Annotated in this window: 17 protein-coding genes; 11 read left to right on the forward strand and 6 right to left on the reverse strand. The window is 69.8% G+C overall.

Annotation, left to right across the window (positions count from 1 at the left end):
• Positions 1-130: 130 nt before the first annotated feature.
• The 3 genes from RA210_RS17340 to RA210_RS17350 all read left to right on the forward strand — a co-directional run bounded on the left by RA210_RS17340 (position 131) and on the right by RA210_RS17350 (position 3,823).
• Positions 131-2,932 (forward strand): diguanylate cyclase, encoded by a 2,802-nt coding sequence (locus RA210_RS17340; protein ID WP_201487415.1) that lies wholly within the window; start codon positions 131-133, stop codon positions 2,930-2,932.
• Positions 2,933-3,017: 85 nt separating this feature from the next.
• On the forward strand, positions 3,018-3,497 hold the full coding sequence (gene coaD, locus RA210_RS17345) for a pantetheine-phosphate adenylyltransferase (RefSeq protein WP_136490975.1): 480 nt from the start codon (positions 3,018-3,020) through the stop codon (positions 3,495-3,497).
• A 74-nt stretch (positions 3,498-3,571) separates the two neighbouring features.
• Positions 3,572-3,823, forward strand: coding sequence for a YfhL family 4Fe-4S dicluster ferredoxin (locus RA210_RS17350; protein ID WP_136490974.1), 252 nt, complete (start codon positions 3,572-3,574; stop codon positions 3,821-3,823).
• Positions 3,824-3,873: 50 nt separating this feature from the next.
• Here RA210_RS17350 and RA210_RS17355 read toward each other — a convergent pair whose 3' ends face one another.
• The 3 genes from RA210_RS17355 to mutM form a co-directional block, all read right to left on the reverse strand.
• Positions 3,874-5,742: a Na/Pi cotransporter family protein gene (locus RA210_RS17355; protein WP_236574790.1), complete on the reverse strand. Its 1,869-nt coding sequence runs from the start codon at positions 5,740-5,742 to the stop codon at positions 3,874-3,876.
• 168 nt (positions 5,743-5,910) lie between these two features.
• Positions 5,911-6,261: a multidrug transporter gene (locus tag RA210_RS17360; protein ID WP_136490972.1), complete on the reverse strand. Its 351-nt coding sequence runs from the start codon at positions 6,259-6,261 to the stop codon at positions 5,911-5,913.
• Between the two features lie 107 nt (positions 6,262-6,368).
• Positions 6,369-7,181: a bifunctional DNA-formamidopyrimidine glycosylase/DNA-(apurinic or apyrimidinic site) lyase gene (mutM, locus tag RA210_RS17365; protein ID WP_201487417.1), complete on the reverse strand. Its 813-nt coding sequence runs from the start codon at positions 7,179-7,181 to the stop codon at positions 6,369-6,371.
• Between the two features lie 133 nt (positions 7,182-7,314).
• On the opposite strand from mutM, the gene RA210_RS17370 reads away from it, so the two are divergent.
• From RA210_RS17370 to RA210_RS17380, 3 genes are all read left to right on the forward strand, one after another.
• A complete protein-coding gene (locus RA210_RS17370; RefSeq protein ID WP_201487418.1) occupies positions 7,315-8,508 on the forward strand; it encodes a class I SAM-dependent rRNA methyltransferase in 1,194 nt (397 codons plus the stop codon).
• A gap of 148 nt (positions 8,509-8,656) precedes the next feature.
• The gene (ilvD, locus tag RA210_RS17375) at positions 8,657-10,495 is read left to right on the forward strand and encodes a dihydroxy-acid dehydratase (RefSeq protein WP_201487419.1); all 1,839 of its coding nucleotides are present in this window, start codon (positions 8,657-8,659) and stop codon (positions 10,493-10,495) included.
• A gap of 234 nt (positions 10,496-10,729) precedes the next feature.
• On the forward strand, positions 10,730-11,365 hold the full coding sequence (locus tag RA210_RS17380; protein ID WP_201487420.1) for a hypothetical protein: 636 nt from the start codon (positions 10,730-10,732) through the stop codon (positions 11,363-11,365).
• A 101-nt stretch (positions 11,366-11,466) separates the two neighbouring features.
• On the opposite strand, the gene speA is transcribed toward RA210_RS17380, so the two are convergent.
• The 3 genes from speA to RA210_RS17395 form a co-directional block, all read right to left on the reverse strand.
• Positions 11,467-13,377: an arginine decarboxylase gene (speA, locus tag RA210_RS17385; RefSeq protein ID WP_201487421.1), complete on the reverse strand. Its 1,911-nt coding sequence runs from the start codon at positions 13,375-13,377 to the stop codon at positions 11,467-11,469.
• 81 nt (positions 13,378-13,458) lie between these two features.
• Complete coding sequence (locus RA210_RS17390; protein WP_136490966.1) at positions 13,459-13,830, reverse strand: translation initiation factor Sui1; 372 nt, start codon at positions 13,828-13,830, stop codon at positions 13,459-13,461.
• A gap of 10 nt (positions 13,831-13,840) precedes the next feature.
• Positions 13,841-14,890 (reverse strand): DUF2333 family protein, encoded by a 1,050-nt coding sequence (locus RA210_RS17395; RefSeq protein ID WP_136490965.1) that lies wholly within the window; start codon positions 14,888-14,890, stop codon positions 13,841-13,843.
• Between the two features lie 181 nt (positions 14,891-15,071).
• Between RA210_RS17395 and RA210_RS17400 the strand changes: the two genes are divergently transcribed.
• From RA210_RS17400 to prmA, 5 genes are all read left to right on the forward strand, one after another.
• Positions 15,072-16,892, forward strand: coding sequence for a protein-disulfide reductase DsbD (locus tag RA210_RS17400; RefSeq protein ID WP_201487422.1), 1,821 nt, complete (start codon positions 15,072-15,074; stop codon positions 16,890-16,892).
• Positions 16,893-17,024: 132 nt separating this feature from the next.
• Positions 17,025-17,468: a type II 3-dehydroquinate dehydratase gene (gene aroQ, locus RA210_RS17405; protein WP_201487423.1), complete on the forward strand. Its 444-nt coding sequence runs from the start codon at positions 17,025-17,027 to the stop codon at positions 17,466-17,468.
• A gap of 22 nt (positions 17,469-17,490) precedes the next feature.
• Positions 17,491-17,952 carry an acetyl-CoA carboxylase biotin carboxyl carrier protein gene (accB, locus tag RA210_RS17410; protein ID WP_201487424.1) on the forward strand — a complete coding sequence of 154 codons (462 nt, stop codon included), beginning with the start codon at positions 17,491-17,493 and terminating at the stop codon, positions 17,950-17,952.
• Between the two features lie 17 nt (positions 17,953-17,969).
• Positions 17,970-19,319 carry an acetyl-CoA carboxylase biotin carboxylase subunit gene (gene accC / locus RA210_RS17415; protein WP_201487425.1) on the forward strand — a complete coding sequence of 450 codons (1,350 nt, stop codon included), beginning with the start codon at positions 17,970-17,972 and terminating at the stop codon, positions 19,317-19,319.
• Positions 19,320-19,545: 226 nt separating this feature from the next.
• Positions 19,546-20,424, forward strand: coding sequence for a 50S ribosomal protein L11 methyltransferase (prmA, locus tag RA210_RS17420; protein ID WP_201487426.1), 879 nt, complete (start codon positions 19,546-19,548; stop codon positions 20,422-20,424).
• The last annotated feature ends 370 nt before the right edge of the window (positions 20,425-20,794 follow it).

The following is a 20,794-nucleotide window of genomic DNA, read 5'->3' on the forward strand; positions in this document are numbered from 1 at the left end:
AAACCGTCGATTTCGTCACACAGCAAACTGTCGACCCCATCACACTGCTGCAAAACCGACAAGCCGAACGGTATCCTAGGCACCGTCGTCCGCCCGCCTCCCTGCCCTCCCGCGGCGGACAAGGAGCCCCATGCCCGCCCCCCGCGATGCCACGTCCGGCCGCTGCCAACGCCGCTGCCAGCTGCTGCTGTGCGGCCTGCTGACCCTGACCGGCCTGGCCCTGACCGCGCTGCTCACCCGCCAGCTGTGGCACGACAGTCAGGCCCTGCACCGCCAGCAGTTCGAGCACCAGGCCGAGGAGCACTTCAACCGCCTGGAGGAACGCCTGCAGGTGCGCCAGCGCGACCTCGACAGCGTGCGCCGCTTCTTCGAAAGCTCGGGCGAAGTGACCCGCAGCGAGTTCGAGCAGTTCGTCCGTCCGCTGCTGGACGACCATCTGGTGCTGTCCTGGGCGCCGCTGCTGCCGATCGACGCCGAGCGGCGCGAGGAGCAGCTGGAAGCCTTCGCCCGCCGCGCCGAAACCCAGGTCGGCAGCCGCTTCCAGCTGCGCGAGGCCGATGCCGCCGGCCAGCTGCATCCGCTGCAGCCCCGCGAGCGCTACCTCCCGCTGCTGTTCAGCCTGTCGCGCAGCGTCAGCGATCTGCCGCTGGGCCAGGACATGGCCTCGCCCGGCCCCCGCGGCGAAGCCCTGGAGCAGGCCCTGCGCGACGACCGCATCAGCCGCAGCGCCATCCTGCGCTTCACCAGCGGCGCCGAAAGCGACCGCCTCGGCCTGCTGCTGGTCGCCCCGGTACGCGACGCCGCCATCCTCCAGCACGCCGGACGGAACGAAGCGCCGCTGCGCGGCGCACTGTTCAGCTCGATCAGCCTGCACCAGCTGCTGGAGAAAGGGCAGACCGTACAGACCCTGAACAACCTGGCCCTGGAGCTGCACGACCTCGGCCAGCCCGGCAGCGCACCGCTGTACCGCCTGGGCACCCCGGCGCCCGACAGCGCGCTGCAGGCCAGCCGCGACCTGCACGCCGCGCGCCACCACTACCGCCTGGTGATCCGCCCCACCGCCAGCTTCCTGGCCCAGCACCCGCTCCTGCCCGTCTGGAGCGTCGCCGTGCCGGGCGTGGCGCTCAGCCTGCTGCTCGGCACCCTGCTGTTCGTCCTGCTCAGCCAGCGCCAGCGCGCCCTGGCGCTGGTCGAGCGGCGCACCACCGAGCTGCAGGAAAGCCGCGAGGCGCTGCGCATCAGCGAGGAACGCTGGACCCTGGCCCTCGACGGCATCGGCGACGGGGTGTGGGACTGGGACCTGATCCGCGACCGCATCTACTTCTCGCCGATGTGGAAGTCCCTGCTCGGCCACGCCGAGGACGAGATCGGCGACACGCCCGAGGAATGGCGCGGCCGCCTGCACCCGGAAGACGCCGCGCGCTGCCAGCAGACCCTGCACGAGCACCTGGCCGGGCGCACGCCGATGTACCGCTGCGAGAAGCGCCTGCGCTGCAAGGACGGCAGCTGGCTGTGGCTGCTGGCGCGCGGCAAGGTGGTCGAACGCCTGCCCGACGGCCAGCCTGCACGGATCATCGGCACCCACGTCGACATCTCGGTACGCAAGGCGCTGGAGCTGGAGCTGCGCCAGAGCCACGCGCGCCTGCAGGGGCTGCTCGAGGCCGCCACCCAGGTGGCGATCATCGGCGTCACCGCCGACGGCCGCATCCGCACCTTCAACGCCGGCGCCGAACGCCTGCTGGGCCACGAGCGCGGCAGCCTGCACGGCCAGCTCCTCGACCCGCTGCTCGACGCCCCGCGACTGGCCGCTGCCGCCGGCCTGGCGGAGGTACCCGACAACGCCCCGGCGCTGCTCGCCGCCCTGCTCGCGCCCCGCCAGCACCGCGAGCTGGACACCGTGCTGCTGCACCGCAACCGCGAGCCGCTGCACGTCACCCTGATGCTGTCGGCCATCCTCGAGGCCGACGGCCAGCTCGGCGGCTACCTGCTGATCGCCCTCGACATCGGCGAGCGCCTGCGCACCCGCCAGGCCCTGGAGGAGCGCAGCCGGCTGCTGGAGAAACTCGGCGCGCAGATCCCCGGCACCATCTACCAGTACCGCCTGTACCCCGACGGCCGCAGCTGCTTCCCCTACGCCAGCGCCGGCATCCGCGAGGTCTACGAGGTCACGCCGGAGGAGGTACGCAGCGAGGCCGGCCCGGCGATCCAGCGCATCCACCCCGAGGACCGCGAGCGGGTCATCGACTCGATCCGCCAGTCGGCACTGACCCTCACCCGCTGGCAGCAGGACTACCGCGTGCAGCTGCCGCAGCGCGGCCAGCGCTGGCTGCACGGCGAGGCGATGCCGGAGCCGCTGGCCGACGGTTCGGTGCTCTGGCACGGTTTCATCACCGACATCAGCAGCCTCAAGCAGGTGGAGGAAGAGCTGCGCACCCTGACCATCACCGACCCGCTGACCGGCATCCACAACCGTCGCTACTTCCTCGAGCAGCTCGCCGGCGAGCTGGAACGGCGCAGCCGCACCCAGCGCCCGCTCAGCCTGATCATGCTGGACATCGACCATTTCAAGTGGATCAACGACGGCTTCGGCCACGACGCCGGCGATCGCGTGCTCCAGGAACTGTGCCGGCGCATCGGCGCGCGCCTGCGGCGCATCGACAGCCTCTGCCGCCTGGGCGGCGAGGAGTTCATCGTCATCTGCCCGGAGACCGACGCCGACCAGGCGAGCCACCTGGCCGAGAGCCTGCGCCGGCTGCTGCAGGACAGCCCCTTCGCCGAAGTCGGCCGGGTCACCGCCAGTTTCGGGGTCAGCAGCGCGCGCCCCGGCGACAGCCGCGAGAGCCTGCTGCAGCGCGCCGACCAGGCGCTGTATGCGGCCAAGAACGGCGGTCGCAACCGGGTGTGCAGCGAGGCCGAGGCGGTGCCCGCCTGAGCCGGCTTCAGGTTCGGCTTGGCCGCCCGGTGGGCGCTGCGCTACCATCCGGGCCTCCGACGCTCCCTGCCAACAGGACAACAGGATGAACCGAGCGCTTTACCCGGGCACTTTCGACCCCATCACCAAAGGTCACAGCGACCTGCTCGAGCGCGCCGCGCGGCTGTTCGACGAGGTGATCATCGCCGTGGCGGCCAGCCCGAAGAAGAACCCGCTGTTCAGCCTGGACAAGCGCGTCGAGCTGGCCGAGGCAGTCAGCGCCCATCTACCCAACGTGCGGGTGATCGGCTTCTCCAACCTGCTCGCCCAGTTCGCCCAGCAGCAACAGGCCAACATCCTGATCCGCGGCCTGCGCGCGGTGTCGGACTTCGAGTACGAGTTCCAGCTGGCCAACATGAACCGCCAGCTGGCGCCGCAGGTGGAGAGCCTGTTCCTCACCCCCTCGGAACAGTACTCCTACATCTCTTCGACCCTGGTGCGGGAAATCGCCGCGCTCGGCGGCGACATCGGCAAGTTCGTCCACCCGGTGGTCGCCCAGGCCCTGCGCGAGCGCTTCGCCGGCTGACGCGGCGGGTGCGGCGCGCCGGCGCTTGCGGCACAATAAAGATCGTTGACTGTACCTGCTCCTGGAGTTGCCCCATGTCCCTTATGATCACCGACGACTGCATCAACTGCGACGTCTGCGAACCGGAGTGCCCGAACGGCGCCATTTCCCAAGGGGAGGAGATCTACGAGATCGACCCCAACCTGTGCACCGAATGCGTCGGCCACTACGACGAACCGCAGTGCCAGCAGGTCTGCCCGGTGGACTGCATCCCGCTCGACCCCAACCACGCGGAAACCCGCGACGAGCTGATGCAGAAGTACCTGATCATCAGCGGCAAGGCCTGATCCACCGCCCCCCGCTGTCGACCGACGCCGGCCCCTGTGGGCCGGCGTTTTCATTTGCTCTCCAGCTGGATCAGCGGCTCGTCGCTCTCGCTGCGGAACGGCAGCTGCGGCATCACCTCGCGGCCGTCGCCGAGGCCGAGCAGCAGCACGTTGCGCAGGCTCTGGCCGATGCGGCTGGCGTAGCCCAGGTCGTTCATCAGCGAACTGGCGCGCAGGCCGTCCAGGCGCTGCTCGCGCACCGCGGCGAACAGCCGCTCGCGGAAGGCCGTGTCGAAGCTCGCCGCCTGGCTGTCGAACAGATCCAGGCGCGAGCGCAGGGCCTCGGCCGGCAGATCGAGCAGGCTGATCGCGCGCATCTCGCGCAGCACCCAGAGCAGGTGGCGGCGCAGGTCGGCGTAGGCCGCGCTGACCGCCGGCTCGCCGTTGACCAGCAGGCGGCTGAGGTTCTTCTGCAGGTGCTTGGCGTCCTTCACCGCATCCACCAGCTGCAGCGCCACCAGTTGGCTGGCGATCCAGGCGCGGTTGTGCGCTTCGTCCAGGCTGGCCTCCAGGCGGCCCATGTAGCTCAGCAGGTCGGCATACACGCCCTTGATGTGGCGCTGGTAGAGCTGCTCGGCATCCAGCGCATGCCCGGCCATCTGCGCCGAACTGCGCAACACCGTGTCGTCGATCTGCCGGCTGTTCAGTTGGTCGACCGGCAGGTACAGGGCGTGGCAGATCACTTCCAGGCTCAGGCGCGCCAGGTGCTGCAGCTCGCGGGCCACCGCCTGCACCGCGGCCCCCGCCGAGCCCAGGGCGTTCTCGTCCAGATAGCGGGCGCGGGTCTGCGGCAGCGCCTGCGGGGCCTGGCCGTTGCCCACCTCGGCGATCAGCACGTGCGGCTCGGCCGGCTCGGGCAGCAGGCGCTCCAGCCAGAGCGCCAGGCGGCCGTGCCAGGGTATGAACAGCAGCAGGCCCAGGCCGTTGAACAGGCTGTGGAACAGCGCCAGCTCGAGCAGCGCATTGCCGGCGAAGCCCAGGCGCTCCGCCAGCAGCAGTACCAGCGCCGTCAGCGGCTGCAGGAACAGCAGGGCGAGCAGCGCGAGCGACCAGTTGAAGATCACGTTGGCCAGCGCCAGCCGCTGGCCGGCGCGGGCGCCGCCCAGCGAACCGATGACTGCGGTCAGCACGCCGCCGACATTGGTGCCGATGGCCAGGGCGAAGCCCTGGCTGGAGTCGATCTGCCCCGAGGCCAGCGCGGTCAGCACCAGCATCAGGCTGGCGTGGCTGGACTGCACCACCGCGGTGACCAGCGCGCCGATGCCGGTGAACAGCAGGATGCCGAGCACGCCCTCCACCTTGAAGCGGGCCGGATCGAACATGGCGGTGGCATCGCTGAAGCCGCCCTTCATCAGGTCGATGCCGAGGAACAGGAAGCACACGCCCAGCAGCACCCGCCCGGCACCCCTGGATCTCGGCCCGTTGAAACCGAGCAGGATGCCGAACACCGCCAGCGGCAGGGCCAGGCTGCCGAGGCTGGCGCTCTGTCCGATCATCGCCAGCAGCCAGATGCCGCTGGTAGTGCCCAGGTTGGCGCCGAAGACGATGCACAGGCCGGCCGCCAGGCCGATCAGCCCGGTGCCGAGGAAGGCGATGGCCAGCAGCGACACCAGGGTGCTCGACTGCACCATGACGGTGGCGAAGATGCCGAAGCCGAGGCTTTTCCAGGCGCGGTCGGTGGCCTTGCCGAGGATGCGCTCCAGCTCGCTGCCGGCCAGCTGGCGCAGCCCTTCCTCCAGGCACTGCATGCCGAACAGGAACAGCGCCAGGCCGCCGGCCAGGCGAGTCCACCCCGGGCTGAACCAGAACGACACGGCCAGCGCCGCCACCAGCAGCCACAGCGCGGCTGCGTTGAGCTTGTTGTTCTTGTTGATGGACAAGGCTTCTCCCGGGAATCGGCTTGCCGAAGGCGGCATGCTCGGCGAACGGGGGGCGGCAGGCGCCCCGAGACCGGCCAATGACGGCCGTCGGGCATTCTGCCCGAAATGCGCGGGGAAAGGGGGCGGGGGGGAGAGCGAACGGGCGCCCGGCAGGCGCCCGCGACCAGCTTAGCGGGCGTACTGCTCGTCCGCGGCCCAGGAGCTGGTGCAGCCCAGGCAGCGCACGAAGGCCTCGCGGCCCGGCTCGATCACCAACGCCTGGCCGGCTTCCTCGACGTTGCCGCCCAGCGCCGAGAACGGTAGCGTCACCACGAAGACTCCCGCACCGATCACCGTGCCGGCGATCAGCAGCGGACGGGCGATCAGCAGGTCGCCGACCATGGAGAAGGCCTTGGGCGCCTCCACGGTGTAGTGCGGGTCGCCGCTGACATTGTCCTGGGTAGCTGACGCGGACAGCGGGAGGGCGGCCAGTCCGGTGGTCAGGATCAGGCCTAGGGCGGTGGAACGGAACAGTTTCATGCGCAGGGTCCTTTTGCCGCGTTGCACGTGGGGATAACTATACCAGCCAATCGTCCGGCGCCAGCGTGAACGCCGTCAATCGCCCGTACCAGGACCGCAAGCGGCGCTCAGCTCTGGCAGCGCGGACAGTACACGCTGGCACGCTGGCCGAGCTTGACCTCGCGCAGGGTGGCGCCGCAGACCTTGCAGAATTCGCCGCCGCGGCCATAGGCCAGCAGCGTCTGCTGGAAGTAGCCGGGCTTGCCGTCGCCGCCGACGAAATCGCGCAGGGTGGTGCCGCCGCAGTCGATGGCCTGGGCGAGGATGCGCTTGATCTCTTCCGCCAGCTTCAGGTAGCGCGCCCGCGAGATCGAGCCGGCCGCGCGGCGCGGATCGATGCCGGCGGCGAACAGCGCCTCGCTGGCGTAGATGTTGCCGACACCGACCACCACCGCGTTATCCATGATGAACGGCTTGACCGCCATCGAACGCCCACGCGACAGCCGGTACAGACGCTCGCCGTCGAACTCGTCGCCCAGCGGCTCCGGGCCAAGCTTGCGCAGCAGCTCGTGATTCAGCGGGTCGAGGCTCCACAGCAGCGCGCCGAAGCGCCGCGGGTCGGTGTAGCGCAGCGCCAGGCCCGAATCCAGCTCGATGTCGACGTGCTCGTGCTTTTCCGCCGGCAGGCCGGCCTCGATCAGGCGCAGGCTGCCGGACATGCCCAGGTGGCCGATCAGGGTGCCGCACTCGGCCTCGATCAGCAGGTACTTGGCCCGCCGGCCGACCCGCTCGATGCGCTGGCCGGACAGGCGCACGTCGAGATCCTCGGGAATCGGCCAGCGCAGGCGCCGCTCGCGGACGATCACGCGGGTCACGCGGTGGCCTTCCAGGTGCGGGGCGATGCCGCGGCGGGTGGTTTCGACTTCGGGCAGTTCTGGCATGGCGGCTGACACGGGCAAAACAGGGGGCGCCAACATAGCAGGATTGCCGGCCCCGCTCACCCTCGCGCGCCCGCCGGCAGGCGCCTGAAGCCCTGCCTTCCGCTATACTCCGCGCTTTTTGCGAGAGTGCCCCATGTCCCTGCCCAGCCTGCGACTGAAAGCCAACGCCGAGCGCCGCCTGCGCGCCGGCCACCTGTGGGTCTACAGCAACGAGGTGGACGTGGCGGCCACCCCGCTCAGCCTGTTCCAGCCGGGCGACCAAGCCATCCTCGAGATGGCGGGCGGCAAGCCGCTGGGCATAGTCGCGATCAGCCCGCAGAACCTGATCTGCGCCCGGCTGATCTCCCGCGACACCAAGCACGTGCTGGACAAGTCGCTGCTGGTGCACCGCATCAACGTCGCCCTGTCCCTGCGCGAGCGCCTGTTCGACGCGCCCTGCTACCGCCTGGTGTACGGCGACTCCGACCTGCTGCCGGGCCTGGTGGTCGACCGCTTCGGCGACCACCTGGTGGTGCAGCTGGCCTCGGCGACCATGGAGCGCCACAAGGACGCCGTGGTCGAGGCGCTGGTGCAGGTGCTCAAGCCGGCCGGCATCCTGTTCAAGAACGACTCCAGCGCCCGCGACGCCGAGGGCCTGCAACGCTACGTGGAAACCGCCTTCGGCGTGATGCCGGAGTGGGTGGCCCTGGAGGAGAACGGCGTGAAGTTCGAGGCGCCGGTGCAGGGCGGCCAGAAGACCGGCTGGTTCTATGATCACCGCCTCAACCGCGCGCGCCTGGCGCCCTACGTCAAGGGCAAGCGCGTGCTCGACCTGTTCAGCTACGTCGGCGGCTGGGGCGTGCAGGCCGCGGTGTTCGGCGCCTCCGAGGTGATGTGCGTGGACGGCTCGGCGCTGGCGCTGGACGGCGTCGAGCGTAACGCCGCGCTGAATGGCGTGGGCGAGAAGATGGCCTGCGTCGAGGGCGACGTGTTCGAGGCGCTCAAGGAGCTGAAGGCCGCCGAGGAGCGCTTCGACGTGATCGTCGCCGACCCGCCCGCCTTCATCAAGCGCAAGAAGGACCTGAAGAACGGCGAGGCCGCCTACCGCCGCCTCAACGAACAGGCCATGCGCCTGCTGAGCAAGGACGGCATCCTGGTCAGCGCCAGCTGCTCGATGCACCTGCCCGAGGACGACCTGCAGAACATCCTGCTGCAGAGCGCCCGCCACCTCGACCGCCACATCCAGCTGCTCGAGCGCGGCAGCCAGGGCCCGGACCACCCGGTGCACCCGGCGATCAACGAGACCCGCTACATCAAGAGCCTGACCTGCCGCATCCTGCCGAACTGAGGCGGCATCCTTCTGGTGCGCACGGCGCACCCTACGCCCGGGCCTGCGTAGGGTGCGCCGTGCGCACCCCATCCGCCCCGCTGCACCCGCCCGCCAATCGCTGGTATTCTGGAAAGCTCAGTATCCGCCTGCATTCCGGGAACCCGCCATGCCTGACTATCGCTCGAAAACCTCCACCTTCGGCCGCAACATGGCCGGCGCCCGCGCGCTGTGGCGCGCCACCGGGATGAAGGACGAGGACTTCAAGAAGCCGATCATCGCCGTCGCCAACTCCTTCACCCAGTTCGTGCCCGGCCACGTGCACCTGAAGGACCTCGGCCAGCTGGTCGCCCGCGAGATCGAGAAGGCCGGCGGCGTGGCCAAGGAATTCGACACCATCGCCGTCGACGACGGCATCGCCATGGGCCACGACGGCATGCTCTATTCGCTGCCGAGCCGCGAGATCATCGCCGACTCCGTCGAGTACATGGTCAACGCCCACTGCGCCGACGCCCTGGTGTGCATCTCCAACTGCGACAAGATCACCCCCGGCATGCTGATGGCCGCCCTGCGCCTGAACATCCCGGTGGTGTTCGTCTCCGGCGGCCCGATGGAGGCCGGCAAGACCAAGCTGGCCAGCCACGGCCTCGACCTGGTCGACGCCATGGTCGCCGCCGCCGACGACTCCTGCTCCGACGAGACCGTCGCCGAGTACGAGCGCAGCGCCTGCCCGACCTGCGGCAGCTGCTCGGGCATGTTCACCGCCAACTCGATGAACTGCCTGACCGAGGCCCTCGGCCTCTCCCTGCCGGGCAACGGCACCACCCTGGCCACCCACGCCGACCGCGAGCAGCTGTTCCTCAAGGCCGGCCGCCTGATCGTCGAGCTGTGCCAGCGCTACTACGGCGAGAGCGACGAGTCGGTGCTGCCGCGCTCGATCGCCAGCTTCAAGGCGTTCGAGAACGCCATGACCCTGGACATCGCCATGGGCGGCTCGACCAACACCATCCTGCACCTCTTGGCCGCCGCCCAGGAGGCCGAGGTCGACTTCAACCTGCGCCACATCGACCAACTGTCGCGTCGCGTGCCGCAGCTGTGCAAGGTCGCGCCGAACATCCAGAAGTACCACATGGAAGACGTGCACCGCGCCGGCGGCATCATCAGCATCCTCGGTGAGCTGGCCCGCGGCGGCCTGCTGCACACCGACGTGCCGACCGTGCACAGCCCGACCATGGCCGACGCCATCGCCGCCTGGGACATCACCCAGACCAGCGACGAAGCCGTGCACACCTTCTTCAAGGCGGGCCCTGCCGGCATCCCGTCGCAGACCGCATTCAGCCAGAGCACCCGCTGGCCGAGCCTGGACACCGACCGCTTCGAGGGCTGCATCCGCAGCGTGGCGAACGCCTACTCCCAGGAAGGCGGCCTGGCCGTGCTGTACGGCAACATCGCCCTGGACGGCTGCGTGGTGAAGACCGCCGGCGTCGACGAATCCATCCACGTGTTCGAAGGCCGCGCGCGCATCTACGAGAGCCAGGACGCCGCGGTGAAGGGCATCCTCGCCGACGAGATCCAGCCGGGCGACATCGTGGTGATCCGCTACGAAGGCCCGAAGGGCGGTCCGGGCATGCAGGAAATGCTCTACCCGACCTCGTACCTGAAGTCCAAGGGCCTGGGCAAGCAGTGCGCCCTGCTCACCGACGGCCGCTTCTCCGGCGGCACCTCGGGCCTGTCGATCGGCCACGTCTCGCCGGAAGCCGCCTCGGGCGGCGCCATCGGCCTGGTCGAGGAAGGCGACAAGATCCTCATCGACATCCCCAACCGCAGCATCAGTCTGCTGGTCGGCGACGACGAACTGAAGGCCCGCCGCCTGCATCAGGACCACAAGGGCTGGAAGCCGGCCGCGCCGCGCGCGCGCAAGGTCAGCACCGCGCTGAAGGCCTACGCCCTGCTCGCCACCAGCGCCGACAAGGGCGCGGTGCGCAACAAGGCGCTGCTGGAGGACTGATCCCTTCCGCCGCTCGAACGACAGGCGCCCCGCAATTGCGGGGCGTCTGCTTTTCCGCCAGCGGAAAACTCGCGGCGCGATTTTCCACCACTCCCGGCGCGCCCACGCATGAAAAGACCTGCGCTCGTCTCTACTCTACGACCTGCCAGCGCCGTCCGTCCGACGGATTGGCCTTTGCCCGGTTTCGACCTTCACTAGTGAGCGGGGGACCATCCATCACGTGAGGGTACCGACATGCTCATCCGCACCCTGGCCCTGCTGCTGGCGCTCTGCGCGCCGCTGGCCTGGAACCAAGCCACGGCGGCTCCTGCTGCCGCCCAGGCCGAACAGCCGAACGCCGCCCTGACCACCCGCCTGGCTCTGCGCGACCTGTGGGTCGAGCACATCTTCTGGGTAAGGAACTACGCGCTGGCCAACCAGAACGGCAAGTTCGCCCAGGCCGAGACCGCGGCCAAGGAAGTGGTGGCCAACGCCACGGCGATCGCCAACAGCCTGCAACCGCTATACGGCCAACCGGCCGCTGAGCAGATGCTCAAGCTGCTGGCCGGCCACTGGGGGGCGATCAAGGACTACAGCGACGCCAGCGTGGCCAAGGATGCGGCCAAGCAGAAGGCGGCCACGGACACCCTGGTCAGCAACGCCAAGGCCATCGCCGCCTTCCTGGCCAAGGCCAACCCCTATCTGCCGGAGGACACCCTGGTGACTCTGCTCAGCGCCCATGGCGGGCACCACATCGCGCAGATCGACCAGTTCGCCAAGATGGACTACGCCGGCGAAGCGAAGACCTGGCACGCCATGCGCGAACACATCCTCGGCATCGCCGACGCGCTGGCCGGTGCGTTGGTCAAGCAGTTCCCCGACAAGTTCTGAGTCTCGCGTCGTGCACGGGGCGCCGCTGGCGCCCCGTGTGCAATCGGCAGTGCACCTTCGCGCCGGCAGCGCCGGCCAGGACGCGGCGCAGGCGTGCCCGCTCAGGGCGCCAGGTACGACGAGCGGGTCAGCCCTAGGCGCAGGGCGTCGAGGAAGCGTGCGCGCTCGGCGGCGGACAGGCTGGCCACGGCGACCTTCTCGCGGTACAGCGACATCAGCTCGGCCGGCTCCAGGTGCACGTAGCGCAGCAGGTCCTCGATGGTGTCGTGGGTCTCGATGCCGGCGTGGAACACGCTGCCGTCCGGGCGCTGGTAGACGTTCACCGAGTCGGTGTCGCCGAACAGGTTGTGCATGTCGCCGAGGATCTCCTGGTAGGCGCCGACCAGGAACACGCCGAGCAGGTAGTCCTCGCCCTCGCGCAGCGCATGCACCGGCAGGCTGGTCTCGATGCTCTGCTCGTCGACGTACTGGCGGATTTTGCCGTCGGAGTCGCAGGTCAGGTCCTGCAGCACCGCGCGGCGGGTCGGCTGCTCGTCGAGGCGCTGCAGCGGCGCGATCGGCAGGATCTGCTCGATGGCCCAGGTGTCGGGCAGGCTCTGGAACACCGAGAAGTTGCAGATGTACTTGTCGGCCAGCTTGTCGTTGAGCTCGTCGATCAGTTGGCGGTGCGAGCGCTGGCGCGCCTGCAGCTGGTCGTACAGGCGCCGGCAGATGGCGAAGTAGCACTGCTCGGCCAGCGCCTTGTCGCGCAGGCCGAGCTTGCCGGCCGAGTACTGCCCGGCCACCTCGCCGATCAGGTGGGTGGCGCGCCAGTAGCTCTCGGCGACCATCTCCGGGTCGCTGTCGCCGAGCAGGTCGAACAGCGCTTGCAGGGTCTCCGGGCGCTCGGCCGCCGGATCGAACTGCGGCGCGCTGTCGTCGTGGCGCTCGACGTCGGTGACCTGCACCACCAGCACCGCGTGGTGGGCGGTCATCGCCCGGCCGCTTTCGGAGAAGATGTGCGGGTGCGGCAGCTCCTGGCGGTCGCAGAACTCGCGGAGCATGTCGACCACGGTGGCGGCGTAGTCGGCCATGTCGTAGTTGATCGAGCTGGCGTTGCGCGAGTGGGTGCCGTCGTAGTCGACGCCCAGGCCGCCGCCGACGTCGACGTGGTCGACCGGCAGGCCGAGGCCGCGCAGCTCGCCGTAGTAGCGGATCGCCTCGCGGAAGCCCTTGCGGTAGTCGGCCAGGTTGGCGATCTGCGAGCCCATGTGGAAGTGCAGCAGGCGGATGCCCTGGTCGAGCCCCGCCGCGCGCAGGCGCTCGACCACGCGCAGGATCTGCGCGGCGGACAGGCCGAACTTGGACTTCTCGCCGCCGGTGTCGGCCCACTTGCTCGAGGCCAGCGAGGACAGCCGCACGCGCAGGCCGATCTGCGGCTGCACGCCGAGGGCGGCGGCCTCCTCGATCAGCAGCGCCACCTCGGACTCCTTCTCGATCACCACGAACAGGTTGTGGCCGAGCTTCTGGCCGATCAGCGCCAGGTGGATGAACTCGCGGTCCTTGTAGCCGTTGCAGACGATGGTGCCGCCCCTGGGCGCCAGCGCCAGCACCGCCATCAGCTCCGGCTTGGAGCCGGCCTCCAGGCCGATGGCGACGTCGTCGGTGGCGATGATGTTCTCCACCACCGCCTCCTGCTGGTTGACCTTGATCGGGTACAGCGCGGTGTAGCAGTTCTGATAGCCTTGGCGGGCGATGCTGGCGTCGAAGGCGCCGGTGAGCTGGCGCACGCGGTCCTGGAGGATGCCGGGGAAGCGCACCAGCAGCGGCAGCGACAGGCCGGAGGCGCGCAGCTGGCCGACCAGCGCGTGCAGGTCGATGGGCGCACCGTCGGGGCCCTGCGGGCGCACCTCGACGGTGCCGGCGTCGCTGATCGCGTAGTAGCCGGCGCCCCAGTGGCGGATGCCGTAGACGCGGCGGCTGTCGGCGACGCTCCAGGGGCTCTCGTTGTCCTTGCGGGGGGCTCGGGCCATGCGCGGTTCTCCCTGTGCTGGCGACCGGCACACCGGCCGCGCTGGAAAGATGGCGCCCGCCGAGCGGGCGCGGGGCGGCGCTCAGCCGCCGGATTTCTTCGCCTTGAAGCCGCGCTTCTCCAGCTCGGCGATCAACAGCTCGACGTGCTCGCCCTGGATCTCGATCACCCCGTCCTTGAGCGCGCCGCCGGTGCCGCAGCGCTTCTTCAGCGCGCTGGCCAGCTCCTTGAGCGGCTCGCCGGCCAGCGGCACGCCGCTGATGGTGGTCACCGTCTTGCCGCCGCGCCCCTTGCTCTCGCGGCGCACCCGGGCGATGCCGTCGCCGGCCGGGACCTGCGGCTGGCCGCAGATGCACCCGGCCACCGGCTGGCCGCAGTCCGGGCAGTGGCGGCCGGCGTCGGTGGAGTAGACCAGGCCGCCGAGGGCGGCGAAGGAGGACATCTTCTTGCTCACGCCCGCCCCCTCAACCCTGCTCGAGCAGCTGGCGCAGGTCGATGATCGCCGCGTTGGCGCGCGAGATGTAGTTGGCCATCACCAGCGAGTGGTTGGCCAGCACGCCGAAGCCGTCGCCGTTGAGCACCATCGGGCTCCACAGCGGCTCCTGGGCCGCCTCCAGCTCGCGGATGATCTGCCGCACGCTGACCGTGGCGTTCTTCTTGGCCAGCACGTCGGCGAAGTCGACCTCGATGGCGCGCAGGAAGTGCGACAGCGCCCAGGCCTGGCCGCGCGCCTCGTAGAACACGTTGTCGATCTGCAGCCAGGGGGTCTTGACGATTTCCTCGCTGCCGGCGGGGATGGCGCCGCTGACATCGGTGTTCAGGCGCATCTGGCCGACGCTGGCGGACAGCCGCTGCGACAGCGAGCCGAGGCGGGTCTCGACGTCGGTCAGCCAGTTGCGCAGGTTGTCGGCGCGGGCATAGAACTGCGCCTGGGTCTGCGCCGGATCGGACAGGCGCTTCTGGAAGCGGGTCAGCGAACGGATGGCGTCGCGGTATTCCTGCTCGCTGGCCGGCAGCGCCCAGCTGTTGCTGTCGAAGTGCAGCTTCGGCTCGGCCTTGGCCAGGTCGGCGTCCTCGGTGGACTGCGACTGCGAGCGGGCGAAGTCCTTGCGCAGGGCGCGGGCCAGGTCGCGCACCTGCACCAGCACGCCGTATTCCCAGTTGGGCATGTTGTCCAGCCACAGGCCGGGCGGCGCGACGTCGTTGGACAGGTAGCCACCCGGCTTGTCGAGCAGCACGCCGGTCACGTTCTTCAGGGTCTCCACCGTGGTGAAGCCGGGCACCAGCTGTACCTGGGCCTTCTCCGCCGCGGCCTGCGCCTGCTGCTGCACCGGCAGCAGGTCGGGCTCGAGGCTCCAGTACCAGCCCACCACCAGGGCGCCGAGCAGGTAGACGCCGAGCACGCCGCCGACCGCGCGGCTGGCCCAGATGCCGCCGAAGTAGCTGCGCGCGCCCTCCACCGAATCGTCGACGCTGTCGCGCATGGCGCCGACCTTGTTCTTCCAGTCCAGCATGGCTTGGTCCTTACTCCCCGAGAAACGATTTGCGCCGGCGACCCGCTCGCGGGGCCGCAGATTGCCTTGCACTATAAAGCATGGCCGCGCCGCACGTCGGCAGAAAAGCACGGCCATCTGCCGCAGTCCCGCCGCAGCCCCTTTCCGCTATCATGCCGGCGTCCCCGAACGAGAGACCGTGATGCCTCGTCTGCTGCTCCTGCTCCTGCTGCTGTTCACCCTGCCCGCCAGCGCCGGCCTGTTCGACGCCCGCCCCGCCCCCGTGCCGGGCGGCGCGCCGCTGAGCGCACCGCTGAACAACAGCAGCGACTTCCTGCCGGTAGCCGAGGCCTTCCGCCTCAGTCTGGTGGAGAGCGATGACCGGCGGGTGAAGCTGCGCTTCGTCAATGCCGAGGGCTACTACCTGTACCGCCACCGCTTCCAGTTCCGCAGCGAGCCGGCCGGCCTGCTCGCCGGCGAGGCACAGCTGCCGGCGGGCCAGGCCAAGCACGACGAGTACTTCGGCGACGTCGAGGTGTACTACGGGGTGACCGACGTCGAGCTGCCGCTGGCCAATCCGTCCGGCCAGCCCTTCACCCTGCGCGTCACCTACCAGGGCTGCGCCGACCAGGGCCTGTGCTACCCGCCGGAAACTGCGACCCTGCAGATCGGCGGCGCCGCGAACGCCGCCAGCGTGCCGGCGACCACCGCCGCTGCCGGTGTGGCTGCGGCGGGCGCCGCGCCGGCCGTCTGGAACTGGCGCGAGCTGGCGCTGTTCTTCCTCGCCGGCCTCGGCCTGACCTTCACCCCCTGCGTGCTGCCGATGCTGCCGATCCTCTCCGGGGTGGTGCTGCGCGGCCAGGTCGGCGGCATGCGCGGGCTGGTGCTGTCGCTGGCCTACGTGCTGCCGATGGCCGCCTGCTTCGCCGTGCTCGGCGCACTGATGGGGCTGTTCGGCGCCGAGCTCAACCTGCAGGCGCGCCTGCAGTCGCCCTGGGTGCTGGCACCCTTCGCGCTGTTCTTCGCCGCCTTCGCGCTGGCCATGTTCGGCGTCTACGAGCTGCGCCTGCCGGCCTTCGTCCGCGAGCCGCTCGACCGCATGGCCGGCCACGCGCGCGGCGGCTCGATTCTCGGCGCGGCGCTGCTCGGCGTGTTCTCCAGCCTGCTGGTGTCGCCCTGCGTCTCCGCGCCGCTGGCCGGCGCCCTGCTGTACATCAGCGCCAGCGGCGACGCCCTCGGCGGCGGCCTCAAGCTGTTCGCCCTCGGCCTGGGCATGGGTGCGCCGCTGGTGCTGTTCGCCACCGGCGGCGGCGCCCTGCTGCCGCGCTCGGGGGTGTGGATGACCAGCGTGCGCAACGCCTTTGGCGTGCTGCTGCTGGCCGTGGCGATCTGGCTGCTCGAGCGCGTACTGCCCGGCCAGCTCAGCCTGGCGCTGTGGGGCCTCCTGGCCGGCGGCGTGGCGCTCAATCTCGGCGCCCTAGAGATGGTGCCCAAGACCCACCGCCAGCGCGTCGCCCAGCTGTTCGGCCTGCTGCTGCTGGTCTACGCGCTGACCGCCTGGGTCGGCGCGCTGCGCGGCGAGAGCGACCCGCTGCGCCCGCTCGGTCGTCCGGCGCTGGCCCAGGTCGCTCCGGGGGCCGTCCCGGCCGCCCACGCCGGCTGGCAGACCGTCAGCACGCCCGCCGAACTGGACGCCACCTTCGCCGCGGCGAAAGCCGCCGGCCGGCCGCTGCTGCTCGACTGGTACGCCGACTGGTGCATCAGCTGCAAGGTGATCGAGCGCGAGGTGCTCGAGGCGCCGCAGGTCGCCCCGCAGCTGGCCGCCTGGCAGCTGGTGCGCTTCGACATCACCGAAAGCAGCCCCGAGCAGCGCGCCCTGCTCGACCGCTACCGGCTGTTCGGCCCGCCGGCCATCCTGCTGTTCGCCGCCGACGGCAGCGAGTGGCAGGACCTGCGGGTGGTCGGCGAAATCGACGCCGCCGCCTTCGCCGCCCGTCTGGAACAGGCCGCGGCGCGCTTCTGACCGGCCGATTCCGGCCATCGTCAGCCATCTTGCGGCCATCTACGGCAAAAAACCGCGGCGCTGGACAGTCGCCCGGTTTTTCCGGCATATTCCCGCAACTTTTCTGCCCCCATCGCTGACAGGACTGCACGCATGGCCACCTTCCTGGTGCTGCACGGCCCCAACCTGAACCTGCTGGGCACCCGCGAGCCGGGCGTCTACGGCGCCACCACCCTCGCCGACATCAACGCCGACCTGGAGGCCCGCGCCCGCGCCGCCGGCCACCACCTGCTGCACCTGCAGAGCAACGCCGAGTACGAGCTGATCGAGCGCATCCACGCCGCTCGCGGCGAGGGCATCGACTTCATCATCATCAATCCGGCGGCTTTCACCCATACCAGCGTCGCATTGCGTGACGCATTGCTGGCGGTGAGCATCCCATTCATCGAAGTTCACCTGTCGAACGTGCACAAACGTGAACCCTTCCGCCACCACTCCTACTTCTCGGACGTGGCGGTGGGGGTGATCTGCGGCCTCGGCGCCAGCGGCTACCATCTGGCCCTCGAAGCCGCCATCGAACAACTGCAACGACCCTGACCACATTTCTGGAGTGCCCCTGATGGACATTCGTAAAGTCAAGAAACTGATCGAGCTGCTGGAAGAGTCCGGTATCGACGAGCTGGAAATCTGCGAAGGCGAAGAGTCCGTGCGCATCAGCCGCCACAGCAACAAGCAGCCGCAGTACGCCGCCCAGCCGGTCTACGCCGCCGCTCCGGCCCCGGCTCCGGTCGCCGCCCCGGCTGCCGCTCCGGCCGCTGCCGCCGCTCCGGCTGCCCCGGCGCTGACCGGCAACGTGGTGCGCTCGCCGATGGTCGGCACCTTCTACCGCGCCTCCTCGCCGGACGCCAAGCCGTTCGTCGAAGTCGGCCAGAGCGTCAAGAAGGGCGACATCCTGTGCATCGTCGAAGCGATGAAGATGATGAACCACATCGAGGCCGAAGCCAGCGGCACCATCGGCCAGGTCCTGGTCGAGAACGGCCATCCGGTTGAATTCGACCAGCCGCTGTTCACCATCGTCTGACACGCGGAGTACCTGCGATGTTGCAAAAAGTCCTGATTGCCAACCGCGGCGAGATCGCCCTGCGCGTCCTGCGCGCGTGCAAGGAACTGGGCATCAAGACCGTGGCGGTGCACTCGACTGCCGACCGCGATCTGATGCATGTCTCGCTGGCCGATGAGTCCGTGTGCATCGGCCCGGCGGCTTCCGCCCAGTCCTACCTGAGCATCCCGGCGATCATCGCCGCCGCCGAGGTCACCGGTGCCGACGGCATCCACCCGGGCTACGGCTTCCTCGCCGAGAACGCCGACTTCGCCGAGCAGGTGGAGAAATCCGGCTTCACCTTCATCGGTCCGACCGCCGACGTGATCCGCCTGATGGGCGACAAGGTCTCGGCCAAGAACGCCATGAAAAAGGCCGGCGTGCCGACCGTGCCGGGTTCCGACGGCCCGCTGCCGGAAGACGAGCAGGAAGCACTGAAGATCGCCCGCGAAGTGGGCTATCCGGTGATCATCAAGGCCGCCGGCGGCGGCGGTGGTCGCGGCATGCGCGTGGTGCACAAGGAAGAGGACCTGATCGCCTCGGCCAAGCTGACCCGCACCGAGGCCGGCGCCGCCTTCGGCAACCCGATGGTTTACCTGGAGAAGTTCCTGGTCAACCCGCGCCACGTGGAGATCCAGGTGCTGGCCGACGGCCAGGGCAACGCCATCCACCTGGGCGACCGCGACTGCTCGCTGCAGCGCCGCCACCAGAAGGTGATCGAGGAAGCGCCCGCCCCGCTGATCGACGAGGAGGCCCGCCGCAAGGTCCAGGCCCACTGCGTGCAGGCCTGCATCGACATCGGCTACCGCGGCGCCGGCACCTTCGAGTTCCTCTATGAAGACGGCAACTTCTACTTCATCGAGATGAACACCCGCGTGCAGGTCGAGCACCCGGTCACCGAGATGGTCACCGGCATCGACATCGTCAAGGAGATGCTGCGCATCGGCGGCGGCGAGAAGCTGTCGATCAGGCAGGAAGACGTGGTGATCCGCGGTCACGCCATCGAGTGCCGGATCAACGCCGAAGACCCGCGCACCTTCATGCCGAGCCCCGGCAAGGTCAAGCACTACCATGCCCCGGGCGGCAACGGCGTGCGCGTCGACTCGCACCTGTACGACGGCTACGCGGTACCGCCGTACTACGATTCGCTGATCGCCAAGCTGATCACCTTCGGTGCCAGCCGCGACGAGGCCATGGGCCGCATGCGCAACGCCCTGGACGAGCTGATCGTCGACGGCATCAAGACCAACGCCCCGCTGCACCGCGACCTGACCCGCGATGCCGGCTTCTGCAAGGGCGGCGTCAACATCCACTACCTGGAAAAGAAACTGGGTATGGACAAGCACTGAGCCCCGGCTCGGCGCTGAACCACAGGGGCTGCCTTCGGGCGGCCCCTGTCGTTTCACGGCGCACACCTGTAGGGGCGAATTCATTCGCCAGCGCGGCCCGCCCAGGCGAATGAATTCGCCCCTACAGCGGGATGCCGCTCTGCACATCCCCTCCTGCTGGCACAGCCCCCGCCCCTCCAGTAAGCTTGCCCGCCTTTCCTTGCCCACTCCCGAAGAGGCCTCCCCCATGCCCTGGCTGCAAGTCCGACTCGCCATCACCCCCGACCAGGCCGCCGAGCTGGAAGACCAGCTGCTGGAACTGGGCGCCGTCTCGGTGACCTTCATGGACGCCGAGGACCAGCCGATCTTCGAACCGGACCTCGGCACCACCCCGCTGTGGAGCCACACCCACCTGCTCGCCCTGTTCGAGGACGGCACCGACGGCGACGCGGTGCTCGCCCACCTGAAACTGCTGCGCGGCGGCGAGCTGCCCGAGCATCAGGTCGAGCGCATCGAGGACCAGGACTGGGAGCGCAGCTGGATGGACAACTTCCAGCCGATGCGCTTCGGCCAGCGCCTGTGGATCGTGCCGAGCTGGCACCAGGCGCCCGAGCCCGACGCGGTCAACCTGCTGCTCGACCCCGGCCTGGCCTTCGGCACCGGCACCCACCCGACCACCGCGCTGTGCCTGGAGTGGCTGGACGGCCAGGACCTCGCCGGCTGCACCGTGCTCGACTTCGGCTGCGGCTCGGGCATCCTCGCCATCGCCGCGCTGCTGCTCGGCGCGCCGCAGGCGCTGGGCACCGACATCGACCCGCAGGCGCTGGAGGCCTCGCGCGACAACGCCGACCGCAACGGCATCGACCCGGCACGCTTCCCGGTCTACCTGCCGGCCGACCTGCCGCCGCAGCCGGCCGACGTGGTGGTCGCCAACATCCTCGCCGGCCCGCTGGTGCAGCTGGCGCCGACCATCACCGCGCTGGTCAAGAACGGCGGGCGCCTGGCGCTGTCCGGCATCCTCGCCGAGCAGGCCGAGGAAGTGCGCGCCGCCTACGCAGGCGCCTTCGAGCTCGCCCCCACGGCGGAGAAGGACGGCTGGGTACGCATCAGCGGCGTGCGCCGCTGAACGGTCGGCCCGCTGCCGGGGCGCACGGCGCTGCGCTAGAATGACCATCTGACCTGTTCCGGATTGCCGCCAGCATGACCGAGTCGTTCGTCACCCAGTGCCCCCATTGCCAGACCCGCTTCCGCGTCTCCCGCGCGCAGCTCGGCATGGCCCGCGGCGCCGTGCGCTGCGGCGCCTGCCTGCAGGTGTTCAACGCCGCCGAACAGCTGGCCGACCAGCTGCCGCCGCAGGCCGCGCCGGTGCCGGCGGTCGACCGCGAGCAGCTGCGCGCCGCCGTCGGCGGTGCGCTGGCCGCCGGTTCGGCAGATCGGAAGAGAGGAGTGGGGGGGAAGAGTGTAGCTCTCGGTGGTCGCCGTGTCATTAAAAAAAA

This window comes from Pseudomonas sp. OF001, assembly GCF_904426495.1.
In the GTDB taxonomy this organism is placed as follows: domain Bacteria; phylum Pseudomonadota; class Gammaproteobacteria; order Pseudomonadales; family Pseudomonadaceae; genus Geopseudomonas.

Coding starts and splice junctions, on each gene's coding strand:
- aroQ (WP_201487423.1), top strand. CDS start 17,025: ATGGCCACCTTCCTGGTGCTGCACGGCCCCAACCTGAACCTGCTGGGC.
- RA210_RS17380 (WP_201487420.1), top strand. CDS start 10,730: ATGCTCATCCGCACCCTGGCCCTGCTGCTGGCGCTCTGCGCGCCGCTG.
- accB (WP_201487424.1), top strand. CDS start 17,491: ATGGACATTCGTAAAGTCAAGAAACTGATCGAGCTGCTGGAAGAGTCC.
- ilvD (WP_201487419.1), top strand. CDS start 8,657: ATGCCTGACTATCGCTCGAAAACCTCCACCTTCGGCCGCAACATGGCC.
- speA (WP_201487421.1), bottom strand. CDS start 13,377: ATGGCCCGAGCCCCCCGCAAGGACAACGAGAGCCCCTGGAGCGTCGCC.
- RA210_RS17370 (WP_201487418.1), top strand. CDS start 7,315: ATGTCCCTGCCCAGCCTGCGACTGAAAGCCAACGCCGAGCGCCGCCTG.
- RA210_RS17340 (WP_201487415.1), top strand. CDS start 131: ATGCCCGCCCCCCGCGATGCCACGTCCGGCCGCTGCCAACGCCGCTGC.
- accC (WP_201487425.1), top strand. CDS start 17,970: ATGTTGCAAAAAGTCCTGATTGCCAACCGCGGCGAGATCGCCCTGCGC.
- RA210_RS17400 (WP_201487422.1), top strand. CDS start 15,072: ATGCCTCGTCTGCTGCTCCTGCTCCTGCTGCTGTTCACCCTGCCCGCC.
- mutM (WP_201487417.1), bottom strand. CDS start 7,181: ATGCCAGAACTGCCCGAAGTCGAAACCACCCGCCGCGGCATCGCCCCG.
- RA210_RS17395 (WP_136490965.1), bottom strand. CDS start 14,890: ATGCTGGACTGGAAGAACAAGGTCGGCGCCATGCGCGACAGCGTCGAC.
- prmA (WP_201487426.1), top strand. CDS start 19,546: ATGCCCTGGCTGCAAGTCCGACTCGCCATCACCCCCGACCAGGCCGCC.
- RA210_RS17360 (WP_136490972.1), bottom strand. CDS start 6,261: ATGAAACTGTTCCGTTCCACCGCCCTAGGCCTGATCCTGACCACCGGA.
- RA210_RS17350 (WP_136490974.1), top strand. CDS start 3,572: ATGTCCCTTATGATCACCGACGACTGCATCAACTGCGACGTCTGCGAA.
- coaD (WP_136490975.1), top strand. CDS start 3,018: ATGAACCGAGCGCTTTACCCGGGCACTTTCGACCCCATCACCAAAGGT.